Below are 25,128 nucleotides of genomic sequence, written 5' to 3'. Positions count from 1 at the left end.
GGCATGACCCGAGCCGACAACGACAAGCCCGTCGTCCTGTCCAAGATCTACACCCGTACGGGCGACGACGGCACGACCTCCCTCGGCGACATGAGCCGCACCCGCAAGACCGATGCCCGCCTGGCGGCGTACGCCGACGTCGAGGAGGCCAACGCGGCGATCGGGGTCGCCCTGGCCACCGGCGGCCTGCCGCAGGACGTGGTGGCGGTGCTGGGCAGGGTGCAGAACGAGCTGTTCGACGTGGGCGCGGACCTGTGCAACCCCGTCGCGGAGGATCCCACGCAGCAGGAGTACGCCCCACTGCGGGTGGAGGAGTCCTACATCGTCTGGCTCGAAGAACAGTGCGACCGCTTCAACGCGACCCTCAAGCCGCTGCGTAGTTTCATTCTGCCCGGCGGGGCCCCCGCCACGGCCTTCCTCCACCTCGCCCGCACGGTCGTACGCCGGGCCGAGCGGATGGCCTGGGCGGCGCTGGAGGCGCACGACGACGTCAATCCCCTGACGGCCAAGTACCTGAACCGCCTGTCGGACCTGATGTTCATCCTGTGCCGCGTGGCCTCCGCCGGCGACGACGTCCTCTGGAAGCCGGGCGCCACGCGCTAGCGCGCTCACCGAGCGCCGCGCCGGAGGCGCGGCAGTTCTAAGCCGCGTCGAGGTGGGCGCTGGGCGGGGCGGACTCCAGCCAGGCGAGGAAGCCGGTCAGGGCGTCCTCGCTCATCGCCAGGCACAGCGGGCCGGCCATGACGGGCCGGGTGGCGCTCGCCGCCGAGCGGTCCGTCGAGCAGACGACGGTCCAGTAGCCGGCGGGCCCCTCACCCGAGCCGAGCATCCTCCGGCTGGAAACCGTGAGGCCGCGCCTCGCGATCGCGTGGCGCGGCCTCAGGCCGAGTCCCAGGAACGGGATCCAGTGGAGTTCTCCCCCTACGTAGCGGGCGACCCCGCTCTTCCAGCCTCCCCGGCCGTCGCGTACCCGGCAGACGATCGTGCCCCGGGCCCTGGCCAGGGCGAAGCCCCGGAGGACGAGGAGTGCGAGCACGGCGACAACGCCCGTCAGAACCTCAAGCGCCGCCACTGCCGCCTCCTCTGCCGTGTCAGACCTCTTCGCCGGCGGCCCGCAGCCGGGCGGCCGCCCGCCTGGCCTGGTGCCGCGCGTCCGCGTCCTCCTGGTCGGCCTCGATCGAGGCCTGCGCACGCTGCAGCGCGTCCTTGGCCCGTGCGACGTCGACCTCGGAGCCGAGCTCGGCCGTCTCCGCCAGAATCGACACGTCGTTGTTGGCGACGGAGATGAACCCGCCGTGCACCGCCGCGACGAGGTCGGCGTCGCCGTCGCGCTTGACGCGCAGCACCCCGCCCTCGACGAGGACGCCGAGCACGGGAGCGTGTTCCGGCATAATACCGATCTCGCCGTCCACGGTCTTGGCAATGACCATGTCGGCCTCGCCCGTCCAGAGCTCACGTTCCGGCGAGACGACGCCCACGCGAAGCTTTGCCACTTCTCAGCTCCCTTTCGACGGACGCCTGCACGGCCCGGCGGACGCCGGGCCGTGCAGGCGCCGAAGGTGTCCTAGCGCTCGAGGTCCTTCGCCTTGGCGATGGCCTGCTCGATGCCACCGACCATGAAGAAGGCCTGCTCGGGCAGGTGGTCGTACTCGCCGGCGCACAGCCCCTTGAAGGAGGCGATGGTCTCGTCCAGCGGGACGAACTCGCCCGGCTGGCCGGTGAACGCCTCGGCAGCGTACATCGGGTGGGACAGGAAACGCTCGATGCGGCGCGCCCGCTGAACGGTGACCCTGTCCTCTTCGGAGAGCTCGTCGATGCCCAGGATGGCGATGATGTCCTGCAGTTCCTTGTACTTCTGCAGGATCCGCTTGGTCTCCTGGGCGACCGCGTAGTGCTCGTCACCGATGATCTGCGGGTCGAGGATCCGCGAGGAGGAGTCGAGCGGGTCCACCGCGGGGTAGATGCCCTTCTCCGAGATCGGCCGGGACAGCACGGTCTGCGCGTCGAGGTGCGCGAACGCGTTGTGCGGGGCCGGGTCGGTGATGTCGTCCGCGGGCACGTAGATCGCCTGCATGGAGGTGATCGAGTGACCGCGGGTGGAGGTGATGCGCTCCTGGAGCACGCCCATCTCGTCGGCGAGGGTCGGCTGGTAACCCACGGCGGACGGCATGCGGCCGAGCAGCGTGGAGACCTCCGAACCCGCCTGGGTGAAGCGGAAGATGTTGTCGATGAACAGCAGCACGTCCTGCTTCTGCACGTCGCGGAAGTACTCCGCCATGGTCAGAGCGGACAGCGCCACCCGCAGACGGGTGCCCGGGGGCTCGTCCATCTGACCGAAGACGAGCGCGGTGTCCTTGAGGACGTCCGCCTCCTCCATCTCCAGCCAGAGGTCGTTGCCCTCACGGGTGCGCTCGCCGACGCCCGCGAACACCGAGGTGCCCGAGAACTTCAGCGCGACGCGGCGGATCATCTCCTGGATCAGAACGGTCTTGCCGACGCCCGCGCCGCCGAACAGACCGATCTTGCCGCCCTTCACGTACGGCGTGAGCAGGTCGATGACCTTGATGCCGGTGGGCAGCATCTCCGTGCGGGCCTCGAGCTGGTCGAACGCCGGGGCCGGACGGTGGATGGGCCACCTCTCGCTGACCTGGATCGAGGCCTTGTCCGCGTCGAGCGGCTCGCCGAGGGCGTTCCACACGTGGCCCTTGACGGAGTCGCCGACCGGCACCGAGATCGCGACGCCCGTGTCGGTGACGGCCGCGCCGCGGACCAGACCGTCGGTGGGCTGCATGGAGATGGCCCGGACGATGTTGTCGCCGAGGTGCTGGGCGACCTCCAGCGTCAGGGTCTTGGTCTCGCCGGCGAGGTCGACGTCGACGGTGAGCGCGTTGTAGATGTCCGGCATGGCCTCGACGGGGAACTCCACGTCGACGACCGGACCGGTGACGCGGGCGACACGGCCCACGGTGGTCTCAACAGTCTGTGCGGTCATTTCACTCTTTCCCCGCTGCGGCGTCAGCCAGCGCGTTCGCGCCACCGACGATCTCGCTGATTTCCTGGGTGATCTCGGCCTGACGCGCCTGGTTCATCTGCTGGGTGAACACGCGGATGAGTTCGTTGGCGTTGTCGGTGGCCGACTTCATCGCACGGCGCCGGGCGGCGTGCTCGGACGCGGCCGACTGGAGCAGCGCGTTGTAGATACGCGACTCGATGTACCGCGGCAGCAGCGTGTCGAGCACATCACCGGCCGTCGGCTCGAACTCGTAGTACGGCGGGATGCCCTCGGGGGGCGTCTCCGACTCCTCGACCTCGAGCGGCAGGATCCGCTTGACGATCACGTTCTGCGTCAGCATCGAGACGAACCCGGTGTAGACGACGTGGATCTCGTCGATCCCGTCCTCCACCTTGAACGACTGGATGAGCGCGTCGGCGATCTCCTTGGCGTTGGCGTACGACGGGTTGTCGGAGAAGCCGTCCCACTCGCCGAACATCTCCCGGCCGCGGAAGCGGTGCCAGGTGAGGCCCTTGCGGCCCACGACGTACGGCTTCACGGCCAGGCCGCGCCCGGTCAGGTGGCCCTTCAGCGCCTCGGCCTCACGGAGGATGTTGGCGTTGTAGCCGCCCGCGAAGCCGCGGTCGCTGGTGACGATCAGGACGCCCGCGCTGGCGGGCTGCTCCTTGGCCACCGTGAGCGGGTGGTCGACGCCCGAGGTGTGCGTCAGGACCGCCGACACCGCGTGGGTGATCTCCCGCTCGTACGGCACGGCCGCCTGCATCCGCTGCTGCGCCTTGACGATGCGCGACGAGGCGATCAGCTCCTGCGCGCGGGTGATCTTCGCGGTGGACTTGACCGACCTGATCCGCCGCCGCAGCTGTCGAAGCTGGGCACCCATGGGTTACGCCTCGGCCTTGCGGACGTGCCTGACGACCTTCTCCTGGCCGACCTGGCTGGCGTCCAGCGCCTCCACCGGCTCGTCCCTGACGAGCAGCTCACCGCTGGAGGTGGTGAAGCCCTTCTTGAACTCCGTGATGGCGTCCTTGAGAGCGGTCACCGTGTCGTCCGCCAGCTCCCGGGTCTCCCGGATGCTGTCGAAGACGCCCTTCTGGGTGGACCCGAGGTAGTCGAGGAACTCGGCCTCGAAGCGGCGGATGTCCTCGATCGGCACGTCGTCGAGCTCGCCGGTGGTGCCGGCCCAGACCGAGACGACCTGCTTCTCGACCGGGAACGGGCTGTACTGCGGCTGCTTGAGCAGCTCGACCAGTCGGGCACCACGCTCCAGCTGGGCGCGGGAGGCGGCGTCGAGGTCGGACGCGAAGGCCGCGAAGGCCTCCAGGTCGCGGTACTGGGACAGCGACAGACGGAGCGTGCCGGCCACCTTGCGCATGGCCTTGACCTGGGCGGAGCCGCCGACTCGGGAGACCGAGACACCGACGTTGATCGCCGGGCGGACACCGGCGTTGAACAGGTCGGTCTCCAGGAAGCACTGGCCGTCGGTGATGGAGATGACGTTGGTCGGGATGAACGCCGACACGTCGTTGCCCTTGGTCTCGATGATCGGCAGGCCGGTCATCGAACCGCCGCCCATGTCGGCCGAGAGCTTGGCGCAGCGCTCCAGCAGACGCGAGTGGAGGTAGAAGACGTCGCCGGGGAACGCCTCACGGCCCGGCGGACGGCGGAGCAGCAGCGACACGGCGCGGTAGGCGTCGGCCTGCTTGGTCAGGTCGTCGAAGACGATCAGCACGTGCTTGCCCTGGTACATCCAGTGCTGGCCGATGGCCGAACCGGTGTACGGGGCGATGTACTTGTAGCCCGCCGGGTCGGACGCGGGAGCGGCGACGATGGTGGTGTACTCCATCGCGCCCGCCTCCTCCAGACGACCGCGGACCTGGGCGATCGTGGAGCCCTTCTGGCCGACGGCGACGTAGATGCAGCGAACCTGGCGGCTCGGGTCGCCGGAGAGCCAGTTCTCCTTCTGGTTGAGGATGGTGTCGACCGCGATCGCGGTCTTGCCGGTGCCGCGGTCGCCGATGATCAGCTGACGCTGGCCGCGGCCGATCGGCGTCATGGCGTCGATCGCCTTGAGGCCGGTCTGCAGCGGCTCCTTCACCGGCTGACGCTGGACGACCGAGGGGGCCTGCAGTTCCAGGGCGCGGCGCGCCTCGGCCTGGATCGCGCCCTTGCCGTCGAGCGGGTTGCCCAGGGGGTCGACCACCCGGCCGAGGAAGTCGTCGCCGACCGGCACCGACAGGACCTCGCCGGTGCGGCGGACCTGCTGGCCCTCCTCGATGCCGCTGAAGTCGCCCAGGACGACCGCGCCGATCTCGCGCACGTCGAGGTTCAGCGCCAGGCCGCGGGTGCCGTTCTCGAACTCCAGCAGCTCGTTCGCCATCGCCGAGGGCAGACCGGAGACATGGGCGATGCCGTCGCCGGCGTCGACGACGGTCCCGATCTCCTCGCGCGCTGCGCCTTCCGGCTCGTACGCCTGGACGAAGCGCTCAAGGGCGTCCCGGATCTCGTCCGGCCGGATCGTAAGCTCCGCCATCTCTTTCTTGTCTCCCTATTCGCCTCAGCCGGCCAACCGGCGGCGGACTTCTTCGATACGTCCGGCGATCGTGGTGTCGATGTAGTCGTCCCCGACCCTCACGGAGAACCCACCGAGCACCTTCGGGTCCACCTCGACGTTCAGGTGGACGTCTCGCCCATAGGTGGCTCGCAGCCAGGCCGCGAGCCGCTGCTTCTGCTGCTGCGTGAGCGGCACCGCGCTGCGGACCACGCCGACGAGGCGCTCGCGCGCCCGCGCGACGATCCAGCCGAACTCCTCCAGTGCCGTCTCCAGGCTACGTCCTCGCGGGTGCACAACCGCCTGCGTGACGAGCCGTACGGTGGAGGGCGCGGCCTTTCCGCCGAGCAGCGTGGCGAGCAGGCCGCTCTTGCGCTCGGCCGGGATGGCCGGGTCGCTGAGCGCGCGGCGCAGCTGCGGGTTGGCGGCGAGGATGCGGCCGAAGCGGAACAGCTCGTCCTCGACGTCGTCGAGGCGGCGCTCGGACTCGGCCTCGGCGGCGGCGGACATCACGCCGACGCGCTCCAGGGCGTCCGGCAGGTCGCCGGCCCTGGACCACCTGGCGCCGACCGCGGCGACCGCGATCTCCAGCGTGGCGTCGCCGACCTTGCCCTGCAGCAGGGAGCGCAGCACGCTCTCCTTCTGCCCCGCCGGGCGCGAAGCGTCCGAAAGCCCCCGCCGCAACCCGTGCTCACGGTCGAACAGGTCGGCGACGGCGAACAGCTCCTCGGCGAGGGCGCCGAGGTCGGCGGCCGCGGCGGCGGTGTTGAACCGCTCCTCGACCTCCGCAAGGGCGGTCCTGCTGAGGCCGCGCATCAGCGGACCGCCTCCGGACGCGCCTCGAGCTCCTCGAGGAACCGGTCGACGACGCGGCGCTGGCGGGCCTCGTCCTCCAGCGACTCGCCGACGATCCGGCTCGCCAGCTCGGTGGACAGGCGCCCGATCTCACCGCGCAGCTGGGTCAGCGCCTGCTGGCGGTCGGCCTCGATCTGCGCGTGGGCGGTCTCGATGATGCGCCGCGCCTCGGCCTGGGCCTCGTCGCGGAGCTCGGCCTTGATCTGGGCACCCTGCTCCCGGGCCTCCTCGCGAAGGCGGGCCGCCTCCTGGCGGGCCTCCGCGAGCTGGGCCCGGTACTGCTCCAGAGTCCGCTGGGCTTCGGCCTGGGCGTCCTCGGCCTTCTTGATGCCGCCCTCGATCACCTCGGTCCGCTCGGCCAGCGTCTTCTGGATACGCGGGGTGAGGATCTTTCCGACGACGACGAAGACGACGAGGAAGGCGAAGCTGCCGACGACCAGCTCGTAAACGTGCGGGATGAGCGGGTTGTTCATCTCCGCCGCGAGGGTGTTAGCTGCCGAAATCATGGGTGCAGCCTTCCGTCAGAGTGGGTACGTCAGCTCGTGGGGTAGATGAAGGGCGCGACGAGGCCGATGAGGGCCAGCGCCTCGGTCAGAACGAAGCCGAGCAGCATGTTCTGGCGGATCAGGCCGTACGCCTCGGGCTGGCGGGCGATCGCCTGCACGCCCTGACCGAAGATGATGCCCACGCCGATGCCGGGGCCGATGGCGGCGAGGCCGTAACCGATCGCGCCGAGGTTGCCGGTGACTTCAGCGAGAACGCTCATTGGTGTTCTTCCTTTACTGGTCGGCCGGTGAGTGCCTCACTCACCGGTCTGGTCTACGTCAGGGGCGGGTCTCAGGTGTCCGTCAGTGGTCCGCGTGCAGGGAGCCGCCGATGTACATGGCGGCGAGCAGCGTGAACAGGAACGCCTGCAGGAACTGGATGAACAACTCGAAGCCGGTCATCGCGATCGTCATGACGACACCCACGACGCCGAGGCCCGAGCCGAGCGGCGTGAGCTTCTCGAACAGGAACCAGAATCCGACGGCGCTGAAGAAGGCCAGGATCAGGTGACCGGCGAACATGTTCGCGAAGAGCCGGACGGCGTGCGTGAACGGCGCGATGATCAGGTTCGACAGGAACTCGATCGGCGCCAGCAGGAAGTAGATCGCCTTCGGCAGTCCGGGCGGGAACATCATGTTCTTGAAGTAGCCGCCGAAGCCCTGGTGCTTGATGCCCAGATAGATCTTGAGAATGTAGATCGTGGCCGCGAAGACGATCGGGAACGCGATGTGCGAGGCGATCGGGATCTGGATCAGCGGGATGACGCCGAAGAAGTTCCACAGCAGGATCAGGAAGAACAGGCTGATCAGCAGCGGCATCCAGCGTTCGGCGTCCTTGCCCAGGAACGGGCGGGCGACCTGGTCGCGGACGAACTGGTAGCCCATCTCACCGATGTTCTGCATGCCCCGGGGCACCAGCTTCGGATTGGCGAAGGCGCTCCATGCGAGAGCGGTCACCAGGAGGGCGCCGACGACGGCGAAGAGCACGGGCTTGGTCAGCCAGTAGGGCGCGCCTTCGAAGAGAGGCGGGAAGTCGAAGATCGACGGCCCCGGCGCCGTGAACGCGTCCTCGGCGACGAGAACGAGGGGGGTCACCTTGTCACCTCGCCTACCCGCTCGGGGCGCAATGCCCGAAGCATGTGCTTGTTCGTCCGTTCGCTACGCTCGCGCACGGGCGTTCCCTTCAACGATTGGATCAACGGAAGAGCGTGGGAAGCGGGCCGGCTGTCAGCGGCCGTACTTCAGATAGATGAGGTAGGCAGCCAGCCCGACCCCGAGAACGACGCCTATGGGGATGAACGCGTGCACGCCGGTCCACCAGCTCAGCAACCAGCCGATGCCGCCCCACAACAGGATCCCGGAGATCAGATAGCTCGGGACCGACCAGGCGGCGTCGGCGAAGTCGCGGCCGTCGGTCTCGGGCCTGCGCTCCTGTTCGCTCATCGCGGGCACGACGATAGCAGGAGCCATGCGGACTAGTCATATCGGGCTGCCCCGTACGCATGGTCATCCGCGTCCCCGCCCGGGGACCTCGGCGTCCGGCTCGACGTAGAGCATCTTGAGCTTCATGAATCCGCGCATCTCACCGATGGTCCACGCGAGCGTGCAGGCGATGACGCTCAGCGCGAGCACCCGGGAGTCGAACGCGGTCGTCCCGTCGAGGGCCCGCAGGATCGCCATGATCACGAGGACCTTGACGGCGTAGCCCACCACGGCCGCCGCCATCATCGCCATGGGCGAGACCCGGCCGGCCCAGGAGACGACGGCCAGGCCGACGGTGAAGAAGACGGCGACGATGACGAGACCGATGCCGGCGCCCAGAGCACCCTTCGCACCGGTCGCGATCGCCGCGACGAGGACGGCGACGAGACCGACGATCAAGGTCGGCACGGCGGCGCCCTTGAGCACGCGCACGTCGTTGGCCTGCATCGGAACTCCAGGATCGGTTGTCAAACGAGCGATTGCTACCTGCCGGGGCGTCGTGTGCCTCACCCCTTGCTAGTGAAAGCTATCACAAGCCTCGGAGTGCCACCTTTACCTGGCGTTTCTGCTGGTGCGGGCGCGCCGGTCGGGGGTCAGCGGAAGGTTTCCGCGTCCGTGCGGGAGGTCGTGGGCGGGATGGCTCCGGCACCCGAGGGGCCCTGTCCGGGGTAGGGATTCCGGCCGTTCGCGGGAAGCCTGCCGGGCGCGGCCTGCCCCGGCACTACGGGCGGGGCCTGCCCGGGCGCGCCGGGCGCGTGCCGCCCGGTAGTCAGGGGCGGCGCCGGCGGGGGGACGACGGGGAAGACGAGCGTGTCGTGCTCGGTGGTCGTGGGGCGCGAGGGGCGAGCGGGGCGGGAGGCGGCCGCAACGGCGGCCGCGTGCGCGCCGGCCTTCTGGTCGCGCGCCAGGGTGCGGCGCGACCGCCACCGCGGCAGGCCCATGATGACCAGCACCGCCACCGCGAACACGATCGTCAGCGGGAACACGACGACCCCCACGCCGACGATCGACAGGCCGACGATCGTGAAGGCGAACAGGAACGTCCACGCGTACATGATCAGAACGCTGCGCCGGTGGGAGTGGCCGATGTCGAGCATCCGGTGGTGCAGGTGGCCGCGGTCGGGGGCGAACGGCGACAGCCCGGCCGACGTGCGGCGGACGACCGCCATTATCAGGTCGGCGAGAGGCAGGACCACGACCGCGATCGGCAGCACGAGCGGCAGGATCACCGGGAACTTGTTGATCTTTCCGGCGATCGCGTCCGGCTCGACCGACGACAGGATCGTGATCATCGAGGTGGCCAGCAGCAGGCCGATCAGCATCGCCCCGGTGTCACCCATGAAGATCTTGGCGGGGTGGAAGTTATGTGGCAGGAAACCGGCGCACATCCCGATGAGGATCGCCGCGATGGCGGCCGTTCCGTTGATCCGCGAACCGCTCGCGGTCTGCTGGAGCACGATCGAGTAGGCGAAGGTCGCCGCGGCCGCGATCCCGACGATGCCCGCCGCCAGGCCGTCGAGGCCGTCGACGAAGTTCACCGCGTTGATCACGACGACCACGATCATGATCGTGAGGATCGTGTACAGGGTGGTGTCGAGCGCCTGCGACCCGCCCATGAACTGCGGCAGCGGGAGCCACTGGAGATACATGCCGAACTTGACGAGCACGGCTCCGGCCGCGACCTGGCCACCGAACTTGACCAGCGCGTCCATGCCGAGCCAGTCGTCCAGGAAGCCGGTGACGACGATCAGGCCGCCGGCCGCCAGGAGGGCGAGCACCGTGTTGCCCGTCTGACCGCTGTCGAACGCTCCGCCGACGTACGGGAGGTTGGCCGCCACCAGCAGCGCCGCCGCCATCCCGCCGAACATCGCCAGGCCGCCCAGTCGCGGGGTGGGCACCTTGTGCACGTCCCGCTCCCGCACCTCGGGTGCGGCGCCGATGCGCAGCGCGAACACCCGGACCGGCGGCACGAGCAGATACGTCACCGCTGCCGCCACGAGTGCCAAGAGGAGATATTCCCGCACGGACCTAGTTTCCTGGATAGGCGGTTCAATTGTGACGGGCAAAAGACACAGATCGCCCTATCCCTGGGGATATGCCGGATGCTCCGCGGTCAGCCCCTTTACCCGTTCGAGAACTGACGGTATCGCACCCGGCCGCCGGATGGCCCGGACGACGAGAGACCCGATCTCCTCCATTCCGGCCGCGCCCACGCCCTCGGCGCCGCGCGGGAGACGCCGAAGTCCGTCCCGGAGCGCCCGATCCGGGAGGGCACGGTCAGGTGCCCGGCGTACGGCCGGTGCGGCGGCCGGCGGGCCACCGGCGGCGTGACAGGTGCCGGCGGGTGCCGGCAGGTGCCTCGGAGGCACCCTCAGGTGTCAGGAGGTGAACGCGTGCGGCGCGCTTGTCTTGCCGGGGATCCAGCGCGGCGTGTCCGCCGCCTGGTCGCTGATCGCCGTGAGCACCGCCTGGCGGTACATGCCGAGCCTGCTGCGCCACTCGGCGACGTCCTGGACGTACCGGCCGGCGACGGGCGCGTCCCAGACGTCCCTGCTGCGCGCCATCTCGTACGGCTTGTCGAGGGACTTGGTGAGCTGGTCCAGCAGCGGGAGCACCTGCATCCACAGGTCCACGAGCTTCTGGTACTCCGGGTTGAACACCCAGTGCGTCGGCTGCCCGCCGGGCGAGAGCAGGTCGGTGCTCGACGGCGCCGGCGGGGTCTCGCCGGGCTGCAGCGGGGTCGGCGCCGGGGGGTCGGCGTAGCTCACGATCGCGCCTCCTGTGCGGGGCCGGCGGGAACGCCGGCGATGGTGATCGCGTGCCCTGCGGCACGGTGCCCGATACGGCGCCCGGCGGGGGACCAGGCCGCGGTCCCCACGCCCGGCGACAGCGTCGTTCGTGCTCGCACGGTCAGTTCTCCGGGGTCGGCGGACCGGGGTCGACGGCCTCGACACGTCCCGGAGGCCCGTCGGGCTGGATCTTCCTCGCCGACCAGTCGCCCTCGCCCCACTCCCCCTCGGGGACTCTGACGTCCGGCATGTCGTGGGGAGCGATGTCGCGGTGATGGTCCGTCAGCATCTGCAGCGCCGCGTCGTCGTGCATGTGACGGGCCGGATAGGTGAGCACGTCCCCCGGCTGCGTGGCGGCGACCGCACGCGGATCGGGCCACGAGTAGCCGTCGCCGTCACCGGTCCGCCCAGCCGCGCCGTCCCGGTCCGTTCCCGTCACGCCGGACCCGGTGCCGTCACCCCCGGTCGCTCCGTGGCCACCCCATCCCTGGCCGTTCCCCGCTCCCTGGCCACCCGCTCCGTGGCCACCAGCCGTGCCATGGCCGTCCGCTCCGTGCGTACCGTGGCCGCCGGCTCCGTTACCACCCGCGCCGTGACCATTCGCACCGTGACCACCCGCGCCATGACCACCCGCGCCATGACCACCCGCGCCATGACCACCCGCGCCGTGCGTTCCGTGTCCGTCCGCCGGGCCGCAATCACCTGTCTCTCCCTGAGCACCCCCGCCGGGCCAGCCCGCCGCACCATGCCCACCCGGCGCACCGTGCCCACCTGTCCCACCGTGCCCGGCGTGCGTCGCGCCGCAGGTGCAGCCCAGCCCGCCCGCGGAGGCCGCTCCACAGGTGCAGGAGAAGTTGGAGGTCGTGCCCGAGGTCCCGGCGGAATCGTCGAGGTGGGTGATGTCCACCTGCTTGGGCGATTGCGCCGTGCCGTTCCCCGCGCCCGGGTGATCGGCCAGGCCGCCCGTGGCCGTGCCGTTCGGGTGGTCCTTCAGTGTGCCGGTGGCCGTGCCGTTCGCGGCACCGCTGTGACCGCTGCCAGTCCCGGTGTGACCTCTCTCCACGCCGTCCATCGCGACGCTGGCCGTCGTGCCGTTCGTCGCACCGCCGCCGGTGCCCGTATGACCGGTGCCTGTATGACCGCTGCCCGTATGACCGCTGCCCGTGCCCGGGTGATCGGCCAGGCCGCCGGTGCCTGTGCCCGTGCCACTGGCCGTGCCGGTCGCGGTGCCGGTGCCCGAATGATCGGCCAGGCCGCCGGTGCCTGTGCCTGTGCCCGTGCCGCCGGCCGTGCCGGTCGCGGTACCGGTGCCCGCCGGACCGTTATCCGCCCTGTTCATCTCGAGACTGGCCGTCGTCGTGCCGTGCGTCGCGCCGCTGCCGCTGCCGCTGTCGGTGTAGCTGGTAGCGGAGTTGTACGTGGCCGTCTGGCCAGTGCTCGCGGTGTGGGTCGTCGCCGTGCCGTGACTGTCGGGAGTCCCCGGAACAGAGGTCGCGGTGCCCGCCGCGTACGGATCCTCCGTGGCGTTGTCGGCAGGCGTGCCGACGTAGTCGCCGTCGGGATCGCCGGGCGCGAGCCCGGTGTGAGAGGGCTGGTCCGCCGTCTGGTGGCTCGGTTCGAGCGGGTTGACGTACCCGGGCGCCCCGTTCGGGTGCGGACCACTCCCGTTCGCCGTCTGCTGGGCGTGGGTTGTCGCGCTCCCCGCGTCGGGCTGGTTCAAGGGAGTGCTGACGACCCTGGTCCCGTCGACCGTCATCTCCTGCCGGCCGGCCCTCTGGTCGACGTCGTCCGGATGGTCGATGCCCGGAGTGTCGATGATCTGCGAGTCGTCGCGGACGCCGGGCTGCTGCCCCTGCCTCGACCCCTCCGAAGTCGCCTGCCCGTGGCCCTGGCCCTGGGTCTGCCCGGGGCCGGAATCGCCTGTGTCGGAGACGTCGACCGGCTGGACGGGGTGGGTGATCTGGGCCGCGTCCTGTGCGGGCCGCATCTGCGGAAGCTCGCCCGTCGCCGTGCCGTGGGTCTTCTCCGCGTGCTTCGCCCCGGCCGAGCCGCCGCCGTCCGTGGCGGAGCGAGGCGCTCCGTCGGACGCGCTGTGCACCTGGTGGGAGCTCTCGCCCCGCCCCGCCGCGCCGGAGTCGCCCGAGCCGTGGCCGGCGGGCGAGTTGCGAACGGAGTGCTCCTTGTCGTGGACCTGCCTGTCCCCGGGCTGCGTGGCCGTGCTCTCCGCCCCGCCCCCCGCCGTCCCGTGCTTCGGGGCGGGCTTGTGGTCGGCCTTGGAATCGGCCTTCTGGTCAGCCTTGTGATCGGCCTTGTCTCCCTGCGAGTCGGACTTCGGCGCCGGGTCGTCCGCCGGCGCCGTGATGTCCTTCTCCTGCGTGTAGGTGGTGCCGTTGACCGTGGGCGCCTTGCCGGTGCTCTGCTTCTCCTTCTTCTCCAGCAGTTCAAGCCGGCCGGTGACGTCCTTGACCATCGTGGAGCAGGCGTCGGCGACCTGCGACGGCCGGTGCGTCACGTGCACGGACACGCCCGCGTTGCGCGTCAGCTGGGTGACGCGGGCCTCGATGGTGCCCATCTGATTCGCTGCGTGCTGAACTTGCGACAACAGCTCACGGACGAGCTTCGGATCCATCCCGTCGAGCTTGGCCATGGACGCGCCTCCACAGAGATATCGGCGCACTTCACGGTAGCCGGGGTGACTTCAGTAAAGAAGACCGATAGCCAGACGGCATCGATCATCCTGCTCAGAGCCGTGACAGCGTCTCAGAATGTGAGACGCAGGCCCGGAGCGCGGTCACTCCTCCGTCGCGAGATACCCCACCACGTTCCGGATCTTGTCCACGGGGATCGCGCCCTTGCGCAGCACCCGGGGCACGGCGGTGGTCAGGTCGAGGATCGTGGAGGGGACGTCGTCGCCGCAGGGGCCGCCGTCCAGGTAGACGGTCACCAACTCTCCGAGCTGCTCCTGGGCCTGGTCCGCCGTCGTGGCGGGCGGGTTGCCGGACCGGTTGGCGCTGGAGACCGCCATCGGACCGGTCTCCTTGAGGAGGTCCAGCGCGACCGGGTGGAGCGGCATGCGGACGGCGACCGTTCCCTTGGTGTCGCCGAGGTCCCACGACAGCGACCGGTTGGCCCTCAGGATGAGCGTGAGCGGCCCGGGCCAGAAGGTGTCCACCAGGTCCTGCCCGTACGTCCCGAGGCTCTCCACGAGCGCGTTGGCGGCCCGCACGGTGCCCACGAGAACGGGGACGGGCATGTCCCTGCCCCGCCCCTTCGCCTCCAGCAGCGCGTTGACCGCGGAGGCGGTGAAGGCGTCGGCGCCGATCCCGTAGACCGTGTCGGTGGGAAGCACCACGAGTTCGCCATTGCGCACGGCAGAGGCGGCGTCGGTCAGGCCACCGGTCCGCTCGGTCGGGTTCGCGCAGTCATACCGTCGGCTCACGAAGCCATCCTTCCACGTCTTTCGCCCGGCGCCGCCGTCGTGACCGGCTCGCCGGGCCGATCGAAATCAGTCCTGACTCAGTCCTGGGTCAGCCGCGCGGTGACGAACCGGTCCCGGCCGGTCAGGTCCTGCCGCAACCGGACGTCGCGCCAGCCCTTCTCCTCCGAGAACAGCCAGTACACCGCGTTGCCCTGGAGGTCCGCGTGCTCGACCACGACGAACCCGCCCGGCCGCAGCAGCCTGCGGGCCGTACGCTCGACGGCCCTGACCTCGTCCAGCCCGTCCTCGCCCGACCCGTACAACGCCCGGGAGGGATCGTAGTCGCGCACCTCGGGGTCCCGGGGAACCGCTCCCGGCGGAATGTACGGGGGGTTGGAGACGACCAGGTCCACCTGGCCGTTCAGCTCGGGCAGGCAGTCGGTGAGGTCCTCGGGGTGCAGCGTCGTGCGTCCCTGACCGTGTTCGAGGACGTTGCGCTTGGCCCAGCCGTACGCCACGGGGTCGATCTCGACGGCGTGCACCTGCGCCAGCGCGACCTCCTGCGCGATCGACAGCGCGATCGCCCCCGAGCCGGTGCCGAGGTCGACCACGACCGGGGAGGCGACGTCCATCTCCTGGAGCCGGTCGATCGCCCAGCCCGCGACGACCTCGGTCTCCGGGCGGGGCACGAAGACCCCCGGGCCGACCTCCAGGGACAGATAGCGGAAGTAGGCCCGCCCGGTGATGTGCTGCAGCGGCTCGCGCGCCTCGCGCCGGGCGACCCCCTCCCAGAAGCGCGCGTCGAAGTCGGCGTCCTTCACCGTGTGCAGCATGCCGCGCGGCACGCCGTGGACGAAGGCCGCGATCTCCTCGGCGTCCGTTCGCGGTGACGGCACTCCCGCCTCGGCGAGCCGGGCGGTGGCGAGGGCGATTTCGTCGAGCAGGAAGGTCATGGTCTCTTACGGCACGGGGTTCGCGGCTGGGCGTGGCGGTCGCCGGTCCGCGGAGCACGGGCCGGTGGGTTGGCGCGCGGCGGGGTCGCCGAGTCTCCGGGTCTCACGCATCATCTCCCAGGTCCTCCACGGTCTCCCATCGTCCCCCCGCCGCTACCTCGCCCGCCGCCGTCTCACGTACGGGCGGCCAGCTTCTCCGCGAGTTCGGCGTCGAGCAATGCCTGTATCACCGCGTCGAGATCGCCGTCCAGGACTTGGTCCAGGTTGTAGGCCTTGAAGCCCACACGGTGGTCGGAGATGCGGTTCTCGGGGAAGTTGTAGGTGCGGACCCGCTCGGAGCGGTCGACGGTGCGCACCTGTGACTTGCGCTCGGCCATCGCCGCGGCGTCGGCCTCCTCCTGCGCCATCGCGAGCAACCGCGCGCGCAGGATGCGCAGGGCCGACTCCTTGTTCTGGAGCTGGCTCTTCTCGTTCTGGCAGGACACGACCACGCCGGTCGGCAGGTGCGTGATCCGCACGGCCGAGTCGGTGGTGTTGACGCTCTGCCCGCCGGGCCCGCTGGAGCGGAAGACGTCGATCCGCAGGTCGTTCGGGTCGATCTGGACGTCGACGTCCTCGGCCTCGGGATACACCAGCACGCCCGCGGCGGACGTGTGGATGCGGCCCTGCGACTCGGTGACCGGCACGCGCTGGACGCGGTGCACGCCGCCCTCGAACTTCAGCCGCGACCAGACGCCCTCCCGCCCCTTGATGGCGACGGTGACGTCCTTGTAGCCGCCGAGGTCGGAGTGCTGGGCGTCGATGACCTCGGTCTTGTAGCCGGCCCGCTCGGCGTACCGCAGGTACATCCTCAGGAGGTCTCCGGCGAACAGGGCGGACTCCTGGCCGCCCTCACCCGCCTTGATCTCCATGATGACGTCCTTGTCGTCGTTCGGGTCGCGCGGGACGAGGAGATGGGTGAGCTTCTCCTCCAGCACCGGGATGCGGCCCTCCAGCTCGGCCGCCTCGTCCGCGAACGCCGGGTCCTCCGCGGCCAGTTCGCGCGCCGCCGCGAGATCCTCCCGTACGCCTTCGAGCTCCCGGTACGTCGTGACGATCGGCGTGAGCTGCGAGTACCGCTTGCCGTACGTCCTCGCCCTGCTCTGGTCGGCGTGCACGGCGGGGTCGGCGAGCCGCAGTTCGAGGTCCGCGTACTCGCTCATGATCTCGTCGAGGTTCACCGCACGCTCCTTACGCTCAGTCCTCGGTAAAGGCCGCAATCACCAAGAACGCCGACCCGGTGACGCCCCCGAACAGAGGGCGCCCCGAGCCGGCGTGTTGGAGGAGCTACTTGCCCTGGGCCTTCTTGCCGAAGCGCGCCTCGAAGCGCGCCACCCGGCCACCGGTGTCGAGGATCTTCTGCTTGCCCGTGTAGAAGGGGTGGCAGGCGGAGCAGACGTCGGCGTGGATGACGCCGTTCTTGGCGGTGCTACGGGTGGTGAAGGAGTTCCCGCAGCTGCAGGTCACCTGGGTGACCACGTACTCCGGGTGGATGTCGGCCTTCATGTCTCAGTCCTAACGCTAGGTGCGGTCGCCGGGTCGCTCTGCCTGTCGGGGCTGCGCGCATCGGGCACACCACGATGCGCTGCGCGGGAACCGGTACCGCTGCGGTCGGCTACCAGTGTGCCAGATCCTCCAACCATCCCAGGCCATGCGCTATTCCCACGCGCAGGAGGGCTGCCGGGCGGGGCCGCCGGTCTGACAGAAACGCCGTGAAACAGGACCGGGGTTGACAGCTGTGTGGACGAGCCACATCCGTACCACTAGGCTCCCGTGTCCAAACCCGACTTTTCCCTCAATTTTACCAATGTAAGGGGTAACCATGAGGAAGGGCTTGCGGCTCGCCTTGGCGACCGCAACGGGGGCCGCTGTCCTCGCCGCAGGAGCGGCCATCACGACAGTCACCCCCGCGTACGCCGCTGCGGCGGTCGCAGACATCAAGATTGACACCACGGTGAGCTTCATCCCGCCCACCGGCAGTGACTCGATTCCGTTCGTCGTCAAGGTCAACGACCCCTACGTGGGTTCCAAGGCCCCGGACATCAAGGCCGAGTTCTGGAAGGAGGGGGAGGCGACCACCAGCGCGGGGCACGCCGCGTCGGTGACCGCCCTGAGCGACCTGGCGAACACGACTCCGGCTCCGACGCCGGCGAGCTCTGTGGACGTCAAGGGCAGCATCCCGGTCTCCTCCAGCGACAAGCCGACCACCGCCACGGGCAAGTGGACCCTGAAGGTGACGGTCGACCCCGAAGGCAGTGCCGGTCCGGTCAGCAGGACGGAGACCTTCGAGGTCAAGGCCGCGACGCGGGTGACCAGCGCGAACGTGGACCCGGACCCGGTGTATCTGAAGTCGGGCAAGGAGGTCGACGTCTACGCGGCCTTCCACCTGGAGAAGTTCGGCGACGAGAAGATCACCGACGTCCGGCTGGAGTCGAAGGACTCGGACGACTACTACTCGCTGACCACGGGCCTCGAGGCGGACGACTCCTACCACGACTCCACGTCGATGGACTACAGCACGTCGACGGGCAGCTGGCAGCTGCGGATCAGCATCAGCCGGGCCACCAAGAAGTACTCCTTCACCAAGGCCTTCGAGGTGAGGAAGAGCGGCAGCTCGAAGGCCAAGTCCAAGATCACCCTGTACGCCTCCCCCAGCAAGGTGAAGAAGGGCAAGGCGACCAAGCTCTACGGCAAGGTCTACCGCGGCTCGAAGGCGTGGAGCAAGAAGATCCTGAAGCTCTACTTCAAGAAGAAGGGCACCAAGAAGTGGAAGTTCGTCGGCTACGTCGGCGCGACCTCCACCGGTAAGTACACCAAGAGCGTCAAGCCGAAGTACGACGGCTACTGGCGGACCACGGCCGCCGCGACCAGCCTGACCTACGGCTCCCTGTCGAACATCAAGTTCGTCGACGTGAAGTAGCCCTCGGCTGTACGGCTCGCCCCATCAACCCCTGGCGCCGGCCGTACAGCAGCACAGATCGCCGAAGGCCCGCGCGGACCAGTCCGTGCGGGCCTTCCCGCGTCTCCGGGCGCGGACGCCGTGCCCGGAGACGCGGACGCCCCGGACGGGCGGGCCGTCCGGGGCGTCGGCGAGTGACGTCCTGGTGTCAGTCGCGGTCGTTGCTGACCGTGGTCTTCTGCACCTGGAGCAGGAACTCCGCGTTGGACTTGGTCTCCTTCATCTTCTCCAGAAGGAGCTCCAGCGCCTGCTGCATGTCGAGGGCGTGGAGGACGCGGCGGAGCTTCCAGACGATGGCCAGCTCCTCCTTGCCCATCAGGATCTCCTCCTTGCGGGTGCCGGAGGCGTCCACGTCGACCGCGGGGAAGATCCGCTTGTCGGCCAGGGAGCGGTTGAGCTTGAGCTCCGCGTTGCCGGTGCCCTTGAACTCCTCGAAGATGACCTCGTCCATCTTGGACCCGGTCTCGACGAGGGCCGTGGCGAGGATCGTCAGCGAGCCGCCGTTCTCGATGTTGCGGGCGGCGCCGAAGAACCGCTTCGGCGGGTAGAGCGCGGTCGAGTCGACACCACCGGACAGGATCCGGCCGCTCGCGGGCGCCGCGAGGTTGTAGGCGCGTCCGAGACGGGTGATCGAGTCGAGCAGGACGACGACGTCGTGCCCGAGCTCGACCAGCCGCTTGGCCCGCTCGATGGCGAGTTCCGCGACGGTGGTGTGGTCCTCGGCCGGGCGGTCGAAGGTCGAGTGGATGACCTCGCCCTTGACCGACCGCTGCATGTCGGTGACCTCTTCCGGACGCTCGTCCACGAGGACGACCATCAGGTGGCACTCCGGGTTGTTGCGGGTGATCGCGTTGGCGATCGCCTGGAGCACCATCGTCTTGCCGGCCTTGGGCGGCGACACGATGAGTCCGCGCTGACCCTTGCCGATCGGCGACACGAGGTCGATGATCCGGGTGGTCAGGACGTTCGGCTCGGTCTCCAGGCGCAGCCGCTCCTGCGGGTACAGCGGCGTGAGCTTGTTGAAGTCGGGCCGCTGGCGGGCCTGCTCCGGGTCCATGCCGTTGACGGTGTCGAGGCGGACGAGCGCGTTGAACTTCTCACGCCGCTCGCCGTCCCTCGGCTGCCGGACGGCGCCGGTGACGACGTCGCCCTTGCGCAGGCCGTTGCGGCGGATCTGCGCGAGCGAGACGTACACGTCGTTCGCACCGGGCAGGTAGCCGCTGGTGCGCACGAAGGCGTAGTTGTCGAGGATGTCGAGGATTCCGGCGATCGGGATCAGGACGTCGTCGTCGCTGATCACCGGCTCGTTGCCCTCGAAGCGGTCGCGCCCGCGGCGGCCACGCTCGCGGAAGCGGCCACGCCGCCCGCGGGCGTCGTCGCCCTGCTGGTCGCCCTTCCCGTCGGAGCGGTTGTCCTGACGGTTGTCCTGGCGGCTGTCACCACGACTGTCGCCACGGCTGTCACCACGGCTCTGCTGGTCGCGGCGGCCCGGGCCGTCGCCGCCGTCGGCGACGCGCTGGTCGCCGCGCTGGTCGCCGCGCTGGTCACCACGGCTCTCGCGGCTCTCACGGCTGTCGCGGTCCCCGCGCTCGCCACGCTCCCGGCTGCGCTCGCCGCGCGTGCGGCGCTCCCGGCGCTCGCCGCGCTCGGGGCGCTCGCCCCGCACCTCGGACGGCGCGGACTCGGCCTGCGGCTCGGTGGAGAGCACGGCGGCGGATCCGTTCTGCGCGGCCTCGGCGACCACGGCGGGCGCGTGCTCGATCGCGGGGCGCTCATCGCGCGGCGCGACGACCGGCTCGGCGGCGGCCACGGGCTCGGCGGGCGCCGTCGCGGGCGCGGCCGAGCGGGAACGTTCCCTGCGGGTACGGGTGGGGCGCTCCGCGACGGCGGGCGCCGCCTCCGCGGCGGCCTTCGGCTCGGCCGCGGCCTCTCCCGCTCCGCCCTGCTTCTCCTGGATGGCCGCGATGAGCTGGCTCTTGCGCATCCGTCCGGTCCCCGTGATGCCGAGGCTGGTCGCCAGGGCCTGAAGCTCGGGGAGCACCATGCCTGCCAGGCCCGTGCCGGAGCGACGTCGCGGACGGGCCGGGGCGGATGTGGGGGTGTCGCCGGCGGCCTGGCCGTCGGAGAGGAGTTCGGTGGTGTCGCTCAACTAAGGGTCCTTCCCAGGGGTCGGGCGCCAGAATCGTGCGTCCAGGCGTCCCGGTGATGCGACCCGGCGGGACAGACCGGGTCGGGCTTCGCGAATCTCATGTGTCGGCGACCCTCGGGATTCGCGAGCGGTAGGTGCCCGGGGGCGATCCCCCGGATTGCCGCCACCGACCAGATGTCTTGGTGGTTCGAACGCGCATGTCTCCGAGCGCGCCGCCTCCGGTCATGCCACCCGAGGGTGTGCCGACTGGAAGAAACGGTTTCGGGGAAATCGCCTTGCCCGCGTCGCGGGACGCGAGACGAAGTGCAGCGATGTGCGAATGACAAGCACGCACCCAACACGGGGGCACCTGGTGCGGCTATCAGCCTAACATCACCAGCGCGCACAGCTATTCCCTGAAGGTCGAAGAAGTATCAGCGTGTCTCGGGAAACCGAACGAACGCACCAGACGGGTCGACGTTCATTGGCTGGATGTGCCAGTCATTACCCACTTCTGCCGCGATCAAATCCTTGGCATCCGTTGTCGTCAACGCGAGCACCGTCGGACCTGCCCCCGAGACGACGGCGGGCACCCCCGCCGTACGGAGCCGTCGCACCAGGTCGGCGGTGCGCGGCATCGCCGGCGCTCGGTACCTCTGGTGCAGGCGATCCTCGGTGGCGGCGAGCAGGAGGCCGGGTTCCGGTCTCTCCGTGAGCGCCGCGACGAGCAGAGCCGCCCGCCCCGCGTTGGCCGCCGCGTCCGAGTGCGGTACGTCCTTCGGCAGCAGCCCCCGTGCCTCCTCCGTGGACAACCGGAAATCCGGGATCAACGCCACCGGCCGGACGTCCTCGTGCGGAGTCAGTTTCACCATACTCGCCGCCCCCGACTGGTCGGTCCAGGCGATGGTGAGCCCGCCCGCCAGGCAGGGCGCCACGTTGTCGGGATGCCCTTCCAGCTCGGTGGCCAGCGCGAACACGTCAGCGTCCGGAAAATCTTCCGCGCCGCGCCCCCGCGCGAGGGCGCGGGCGGCGAGGATGCCCGCGCAGATCGCGGCGGACGACGAGCCGAGCCCCCGCGCGTGCGGGATCCGGTTGCGGCACCGCAGTTCGATGCCGCCGGGCTGGGCGAACCCCATGCGGTCGAAGGTCGCGCGCATGGTCCTGACGACGAGATGGCCCTCGCCGTCGTCGAGTTCGCCGGCGCCCTGACCCTCCACCTCGATCCGCACGCCGGGCGAGTCGGAGATCGCCGCCTCAACCTCGTCGTACAGGTCGAGGGCGAGGCCGAGGCTGTCGAAGCCCGGGCCGAGGTTGGCGCTCGTCGCGGGCACGCGTACGACGACGCCGTGACTGTCGGTCAATTCGTCACCTGGAGATGTGCTGAGTGTCAGAGGGAGGGTCAGGCGAGTCCCAGCGCCGCCGCGGCCGCGTAGGCGTCGGTCGGGATCGTCACCGGAGCGGGAGCGCCGGAGATGGCCCAGTCCGGGTCCTTCAGGCCGTTGCCGGTCACGGTGCACACGACCCGCTGTCCCGGCGTGAGCAGGCCCTGCTCGTGGGCCTGCAGCAGGCCGGCGACGCTCGCGGCCGAGGCGAGCTCGACGAAGACGCCCTCCTCCTGCGCGAGCAGCTTGTACGCCGCGGCGATCTGGCGGTCGGTCACGGCCTGGATGTCGCCCCCGGACTCGTCGCGGGCGGCCTCGGCGAGCCGCCACGAGGCGGGGTTGCCGATCCTGATCGCCGTGGCGATCGTCTGCGGATGGGTGACCGGCGAGCCGCCGACGATCGGCGCCGCGCCGCTGGCCTGGAAGCCCAGCATGCGGGGCCGCTTGGTGGCCACGCCGTCCTCGGCGTACTCCTTGTAGCCCATCCAGTACGCCGAGATGTTGCCGGCGTTGCCGACCGGGATGCAGTGGACGTCCGGCGCGTCGCCGAGCGCGTCGACGATCTCGAAGGCCGCCGTCTTCTGCCCCTGCAGGCGGTGCGGGTTGACGGAGTTGACCAGCGCGATGGGGTAGGTCTCCGCGAGCTTCCTGGTCATCTCCAGGCAGTCGTCGAAGGAGCCCTCCACCTGGAGCAGCTTCGCGCCGTGGACCAGCGCCTGGGCCAGCTTGCCCATCGCGATCTTCCCGCGCGGCACGAGGACGGCGCAGGTCAGCCCGGCCCGTACGGCGTATGCGGCGGCCGAGGCGCTGGTGTTGCCGGTCGAGGCGCAGATGACCGCCTGGGCGCCCTCCTCGACGGCCTTGCTGATCGCGAGGGTCATGCCGCGGTCCTTGAAGCTGCCGGTGGGGTTGAGCCCCTCGACCTTCAGATGGACGTCACATCCCGTGATCTCGGACACCCGCCTGGCGGGGACGAGCGGCGTACCGCCTTCGAGCAGGGTCACCACGGGCGTCGTCGCGGAGACCGGCAGACGGTCGCGGTACTCCTCGATAAGGCCACGCCAAGCCCTGAACATGGTTGCTCCTCCCACGCGTGCGTACGCGTGTCACCAGGGGTATCGGTCACCGAGTCTACGGCCAACCGTTTGACGTGCGGACTCCGTTGTCCACCGACTGGACATATTGGGCGTCACCTTAGGGAACCGTCAGTGGCTTTCGCTAGTGTGGGCGAGCCCTTTGACCATCGCTGTGAAGGATGAGGCGTGGCCCACCTGACGGGCGTCGAGCCCCGGCCGAGGATTCGCCACAACGACTACTCTCCGCTCACGCCGCCACCCCTCGGCGGTTGGAGCCCCACGCTCGGCGCGAGTGTCGTGATCCCCGCGCACGGTGGGCAGCACCGCCTCGATCTGACGCTGGCCGCGCTGGCCGCGCAGACCTATCCCGCGCACCTCACCGAGGTGATCGTGGTGGACGACCGCAGCGATCCCCCGCTGCGCCTGCCCGAACTGCGGCCCGAGAACACCAGGATCGTCTCCGTGCCGGACGGCGGGTGGGGCGCCGGGCACGCGATGAACGCCGGCATCGCGGCGGCCGAGGGGGAGATCGTGCAGCGTCTCGACGCCGACATGGTGATCTCGCGTGAGCACCTGGAGGCGCTGTTCCGCTGGCACCACCTCACCGACTACCTCGTCACCATCGGCGGCAAGAGGTTCGCCGAGGAGCCGGCGCTCACGCCCGGCCAGGTCCACGACGCCGTACGGCACGGCTCGCCGGAGGACCTGTTCGACCCGTCGGCGCTGGTGTCCAGTTCGACCGAGGAGACCATCCGCCGCCTCGACGGCCTGCGGGCGAGCAAGAACCCCTACCAGGTCTGCACCGGGCCGACGGTCTCCCTGCGGCGGGCCCTGCTGGACGAGGTGCGGGGCTTCGATCCCGAGGTCGTGCGCGGCCAGGACACCGAGTTCGCCTACCGGCTCGCCCAGGCGGGGGCCGTCTTCGTCCCCGACCCGGAGGCCCGCGCCGTCCACCTCGGCCTGCCCGCGCAGCGCGGCGAGCACGGCAGGGCGATCGTCCGGCTGGTCGAGGCTCATCTGGCGCACCGGGTGCCGCTCCGCCGCGATCTGCGCAAGGAGCCCGGCAGGCGGTGGCGCGTGCCGTACGTCGAGGTCGTCTTCGACGTGACCGGGGCGGACGAGCCGCGGATCGTCGCGGCGGTCGACGTCGTGCTGCGCGGCACGCTCCCGGACGTCGCGGTGACGCTGACCGGCCCCTGGACGCTGCTCGACGGGGGCCTCAGGTGGGCGCCGGGGACGGAGGCGTTCGATCTCGCCCTGGTGCGGGCGGCGTTCGGGCACGACGCTCGGGTGCGGTTCGCCGAGAGCGCGGCGCCGACGGCCGCGCCCGTCCCCTTCCGCTACACCGCGCCAATCGACGCGCCGCCCGCCCCGGCGCTGCTGGAGCGGGCGGTCAAGGCGATGCTGGAGGAACGCATCGGCCTGCTGGTGCTGGAGGCGCCCGGCGGCCGTACGGCCACGCTGGAGCGCACCGAGGCCGCGGCCCGCGCCCGCCTCCTCGCCGCGCCCGGAGAGGCGATCGCCGACGTGATCGCGCAGACCCACGGCGTACGGCACGCCGCGCCGGGCGAGTTCGACGGGGCCTCGACGACCGGCCGTGAACCGGCCGCGCGACCAGCCGCCCGATCCGCGCAGCCCGCCCAGCCCGCGCAATCCTCCGGGACGGCGCGGGCGGGGAACGGCACGCCGGGCGGGAGCGACGGCGCGGGCGGGAACGGCGCGGCGCGGCCGGAGGACCGGGCGCCGCGGCAGCGCCGCGGTCTGTTCCGCCGCTCCTGACCACCGCGCGTCCTGCGCCGTTCCGCCGCGCGTCCCGCCCCTGCCCCGTTCCGGCGCGCGGCGGTTCAGCGGACGGCAGCCAAGCGGGCGCGGCGGCCCGGCGGGCGGCGGTTCAGCGAGCGGCGGTTCAGGAGGCGGATCAGCGGGCGGCGGTCAGCGCGG

The 25,128-nt window shown here is 70.4% G+C and carries 24 protein-coding genes; 3 read left to right on the top strand and 21 right to left on the bottom strand.

Annotated features, from left to right (window positions below):
- Positions 1–3: 3 nt before the first annotated feature.
- Positions 4–603, top strand: a complete 600-nt coding sequence (locus HHX40_RS26185) for a cob(I)yrinic acid a,c-diamide adenosyltransferase (protein WP_117409061.1) — start codon at positions 4–6, stop codon at positions 601–603.
- Positions 604–640: 37 nt separating this feature from the next.
- Here the strand turns inward: HHX40_RS26185 and HHX40_RS26180 are convergent, their stop codons facing one another.
- The 18 genes from HHX40_RS26180 to rpmE all read right to left on the bottom strand — a co-directional run bounded on the left by HHX40_RS26180 (position 641) and on the right by rpmE (position 17,148).
- Positions 641–1,072, bottom strand: coding sequence for a DUF2550 family protein (locus HHX40_RS26180; RefSeq protein ID WP_117409062.1), 432 nt, complete (start codon positions 1,070–1,072; stop codon positions 641–643).
- Positions 1,073–1,091: 19 nt separating this feature from the next.
- Positions 1,092–1,493, bottom strand: a complete 402-nt coding sequence (locus HHX40_RS26175; RefSeq protein ID WP_117409063.1) for a F0F1 ATP synthase subunit epsilon — start codon at positions 1,491–1,493, stop codon at positions 1,092–1,094.
- 71 nt (positions 1,494–1,564) lie between these two features.
- Positions 1,565–2,992, bottom strand: coding sequence for a F0F1 ATP synthase subunit beta (atpD, locus tag HHX40_RS26170; protein ID WP_138462208.1), 1,428 nt, complete (start codon positions 2,990–2,992; stop codon positions 1,565–1,567).
- Between the two features lies 1 nt (position 2,993).
- Positions 2,994–3,893, bottom strand: a complete 900-nt coding sequence (locus HHX40_RS26165) for a F0F1 ATP synthase subunit gamma (RefSeq protein WP_117409065.1) — start codon at positions 3,891–3,893, stop codon at positions 2,994–2,996.
- Between the two features lie 3 nt (positions 3,894–3,896).
- Positions 3,897–5,543 carry a F0F1 ATP synthase subunit alpha gene (atpA, locus tag HHX40_RS26160; RefSeq protein WP_117409066.1) on the bottom strand — a complete coding sequence of 549 codons (1,647 nt, stop codon included), beginning with the start codon at positions 5,541–5,543 and terminating at the stop codon, positions 3,897–3,899.
- Between the two features lie 24 nt (positions 5,544–5,567).
- Positions 5,568–6,377 (bottom strand): F0F1 ATP synthase subunit delta, encoded by an 810-nt coding sequence (locus HHX40_RS26155; RefSeq protein WP_182876666.1) that lies wholly within the window; start codon positions 6,375–6,377, stop codon positions 5,568–5,570.
- Complete coding sequence (locus HHX40_RS26150) at positions 6,377–6,922, bottom strand: F0F1 ATP synthase subunit B (protein WP_182876667.1); 546 nt, start codon at positions 6,920–6,922, stop codon at positions 6,377–6,379. The genes HHX40_RS26155 and HHX40_RS26150 overlap by 1 nt, the downstream gene beginning before the upstream one ends.
- Positions 6,923–6,951: 29 nt before the next feature.
- Positions 6,952–7,182 (bottom strand): ATP synthase F0 subunit C, encoded by a 231-nt coding sequence (atpE, locus tag HHX40_RS26145; RefSeq protein ID WP_182876668.1) that lies wholly within the window; start codon positions 7,180–7,182, stop codon positions 6,952–6,954.
- 82 nt (positions 7,183–7,264) lie between these two features.
- On the bottom strand, positions 7,265–8,056 hold the full coding sequence (gene atpB, locus HHX40_RS26140; RefSeq protein WP_182876669.1) for a F0F1 ATP synthase subunit A: 792 nt from the start codon (positions 8,054–8,056) through the stop codon (positions 7,265–7,267).
- A gap of 132 nt (positions 8,057–8,188) precedes the next feature.
- Positions 8,189–8,431, bottom strand: coding sequence for a hypothetical protein (locus HHX40_RS26135; RefSeq protein WP_244460565.1), 243 nt, complete (start codon positions 8,429–8,431; stop codon positions 8,189–8,191).
- 36 nt (positions 8,432–8,467) lie between these two features.
- Positions 8,468–8,890 carry a hypothetical protein gene (locus HHX40_RS26130; protein ID WP_182876670.1) on the bottom strand — a complete coding sequence of 141 codons (423 nt, stop codon included), beginning with the start codon at positions 8,888–8,890 and terminating at the stop codon, positions 8,468–8,470.
- 146 nt (positions 8,891–9,036) lie between these two features.
- Positions 9,037–10,467 (bottom strand): MraY family glycosyltransferase, encoded by a 1,431-nt coding sequence (locus tag HHX40_RS26125; RefSeq protein WP_310738284.1) that lies wholly within the window; start codon positions 10,465–10,467, stop codon positions 9,037–9,039.
- A 354-nt stretch (positions 10,468–10,821) separates the two neighbouring features.
- On the bottom strand, positions 10,822–11,211 hold the full coding sequence (locus tag HHX40_RS26120; RefSeq protein ID WP_182882715.1) for a hypothetical protein: 390 nt from the start codon (positions 11,209–11,211) through the stop codon (positions 10,822–10,824).
- A 142-nt stretch (positions 11,212–11,353) separates the two neighbouring features.
- Positions 11,354–13,879, bottom strand: coding sequence for a hypothetical protein (locus tag HHX40_RS26115; RefSeq protein ID WP_182882714.1), 2,526 nt, complete (start codon positions 13,877–13,879; stop codon positions 11,354–11,356).
- Between the two features lie 144 nt (positions 13,880–14,023).
- On the bottom strand, positions 14,024–14,671 hold the full coding sequence (locus HHX40_RS26110; RefSeq protein WP_182882713.1) for an L-threonylcarbamoyladenylate synthase: 648 nt from the start codon (positions 14,669–14,671) through the stop codon (positions 14,024–14,026).
- Between the two features lie 77 nt (positions 14,672–14,748).
- Positions 14,749–15,603: a peptide chain release factor N(5)-glutamine methyltransferase gene (gene prmC / locus HHX40_RS26105; RefSeq protein ID WP_117409075.1), complete on the bottom strand. Its 855-nt coding sequence runs from the start codon at positions 15,601–15,603 to the stop codon at positions 14,749–14,751.
- A gap of 173 nt (positions 15,604–15,776) precedes the next feature.
- Positions 15,777–16,823 carry a peptide chain release factor 1 gene (gene prfA / locus HHX40_RS26100; protein WP_182882712.1) on the bottom strand — a complete coding sequence of 349 codons (1,047 nt, stop codon included), beginning with the start codon at positions 16,821–16,823 and terminating at the stop codon, positions 15,777–15,779.
- A 106-nt stretch (positions 16,824–16,929) separates the two neighbouring features.
- A complete protein-coding gene (gene rpmE, locus HHX40_RS26095) occupies positions 16,930–17,148 on the bottom strand; it encodes a 50S ribosomal protein L31 (protein WP_117409077.1) in 219 nt (72 codons plus the stop codon).
- A gap of 316 nt (positions 17,149–17,464) precedes the next feature.
- Here rpmE and HHX40_RS26090 point away from each other — a divergent pair, with 316 nt between their 5' ends.
- Positions 17,465–18,562 (top strand): hypothetical protein, encoded by a 1,098-nt coding sequence (locus HHX40_RS26090; protein WP_182882711.1) that lies wholly within the window; start codon positions 17,465–17,467, stop codon positions 18,560–18,562.
- Between the two features lie 187 nt (positions 18,563–18,749).
- On the opposite strand, the gene rho is transcribed toward HHX40_RS26090, so the two are convergent.
- The 3 genes from rho to thrC all read right to left on the bottom strand — a co-directional run bounded on the left by rho (position 18,750) and on the right by thrC (position 23,187).
- Complete coding sequence (gene rho / locus HHX40_RS26085; RefSeq protein WP_182882710.1) at positions 18,750–20,750, bottom strand: transcription termination factor Rho; 2,001 nt, start codon at positions 20,748–20,750, stop codon at positions 18,750–18,752.
- Positions 20,751–21,163: 413 nt separating this feature from the next.
- Positions 21,164–22,090, bottom strand: a complete 927-nt coding sequence (gene thrB / locus HHX40_RS26080; protein WP_182882709.1) for a homoserine kinase — start codon at positions 22,088–22,090, stop codon at positions 21,164–21,166.
- Between the two features lie 38 nt (positions 22,091–22,128).
- Entirely contained in the window at positions 22,129–23,187 is a 1,059-nt protein-coding gene (gene thrC, locus HHX40_RS26075; protein WP_111700011.1) for a threonine synthase, read from the bottom strand.
- A 186-nt stretch (positions 23,188–23,373) separates the two neighbouring features.
- Between thrC and HHX40_RS26070 the strand changes: the two genes are divergently transcribed.
- The gene (locus tag HHX40_RS26070) at positions 23,374–24,966 is read left to right on the top strand and encodes a glycosyltransferase (RefSeq protein WP_310738283.1); all 1,593 of its coding nucleotides are present in this window, start codon (positions 23,374–23,376) and stop codon (positions 24,964–24,966) included.
- Positions 24,967–25,128: the final 162 nt, after the last annotated feature.

The sequence above is a fragment of the Microbispora sp. H10949 genome, from assembly GCF_014161435.1.
GTDB lineage: Bacteria > Actinomycetota > Actinomycetes > Streptosporangiales > Streptosporangiaceae > Microbispora > Microbispora triticiradicis.
The sequence above is the reverse complement of the archived record's forward strand: the minus strand, read 5'-3'. Positions and strand labels throughout refer to the sequence as shown.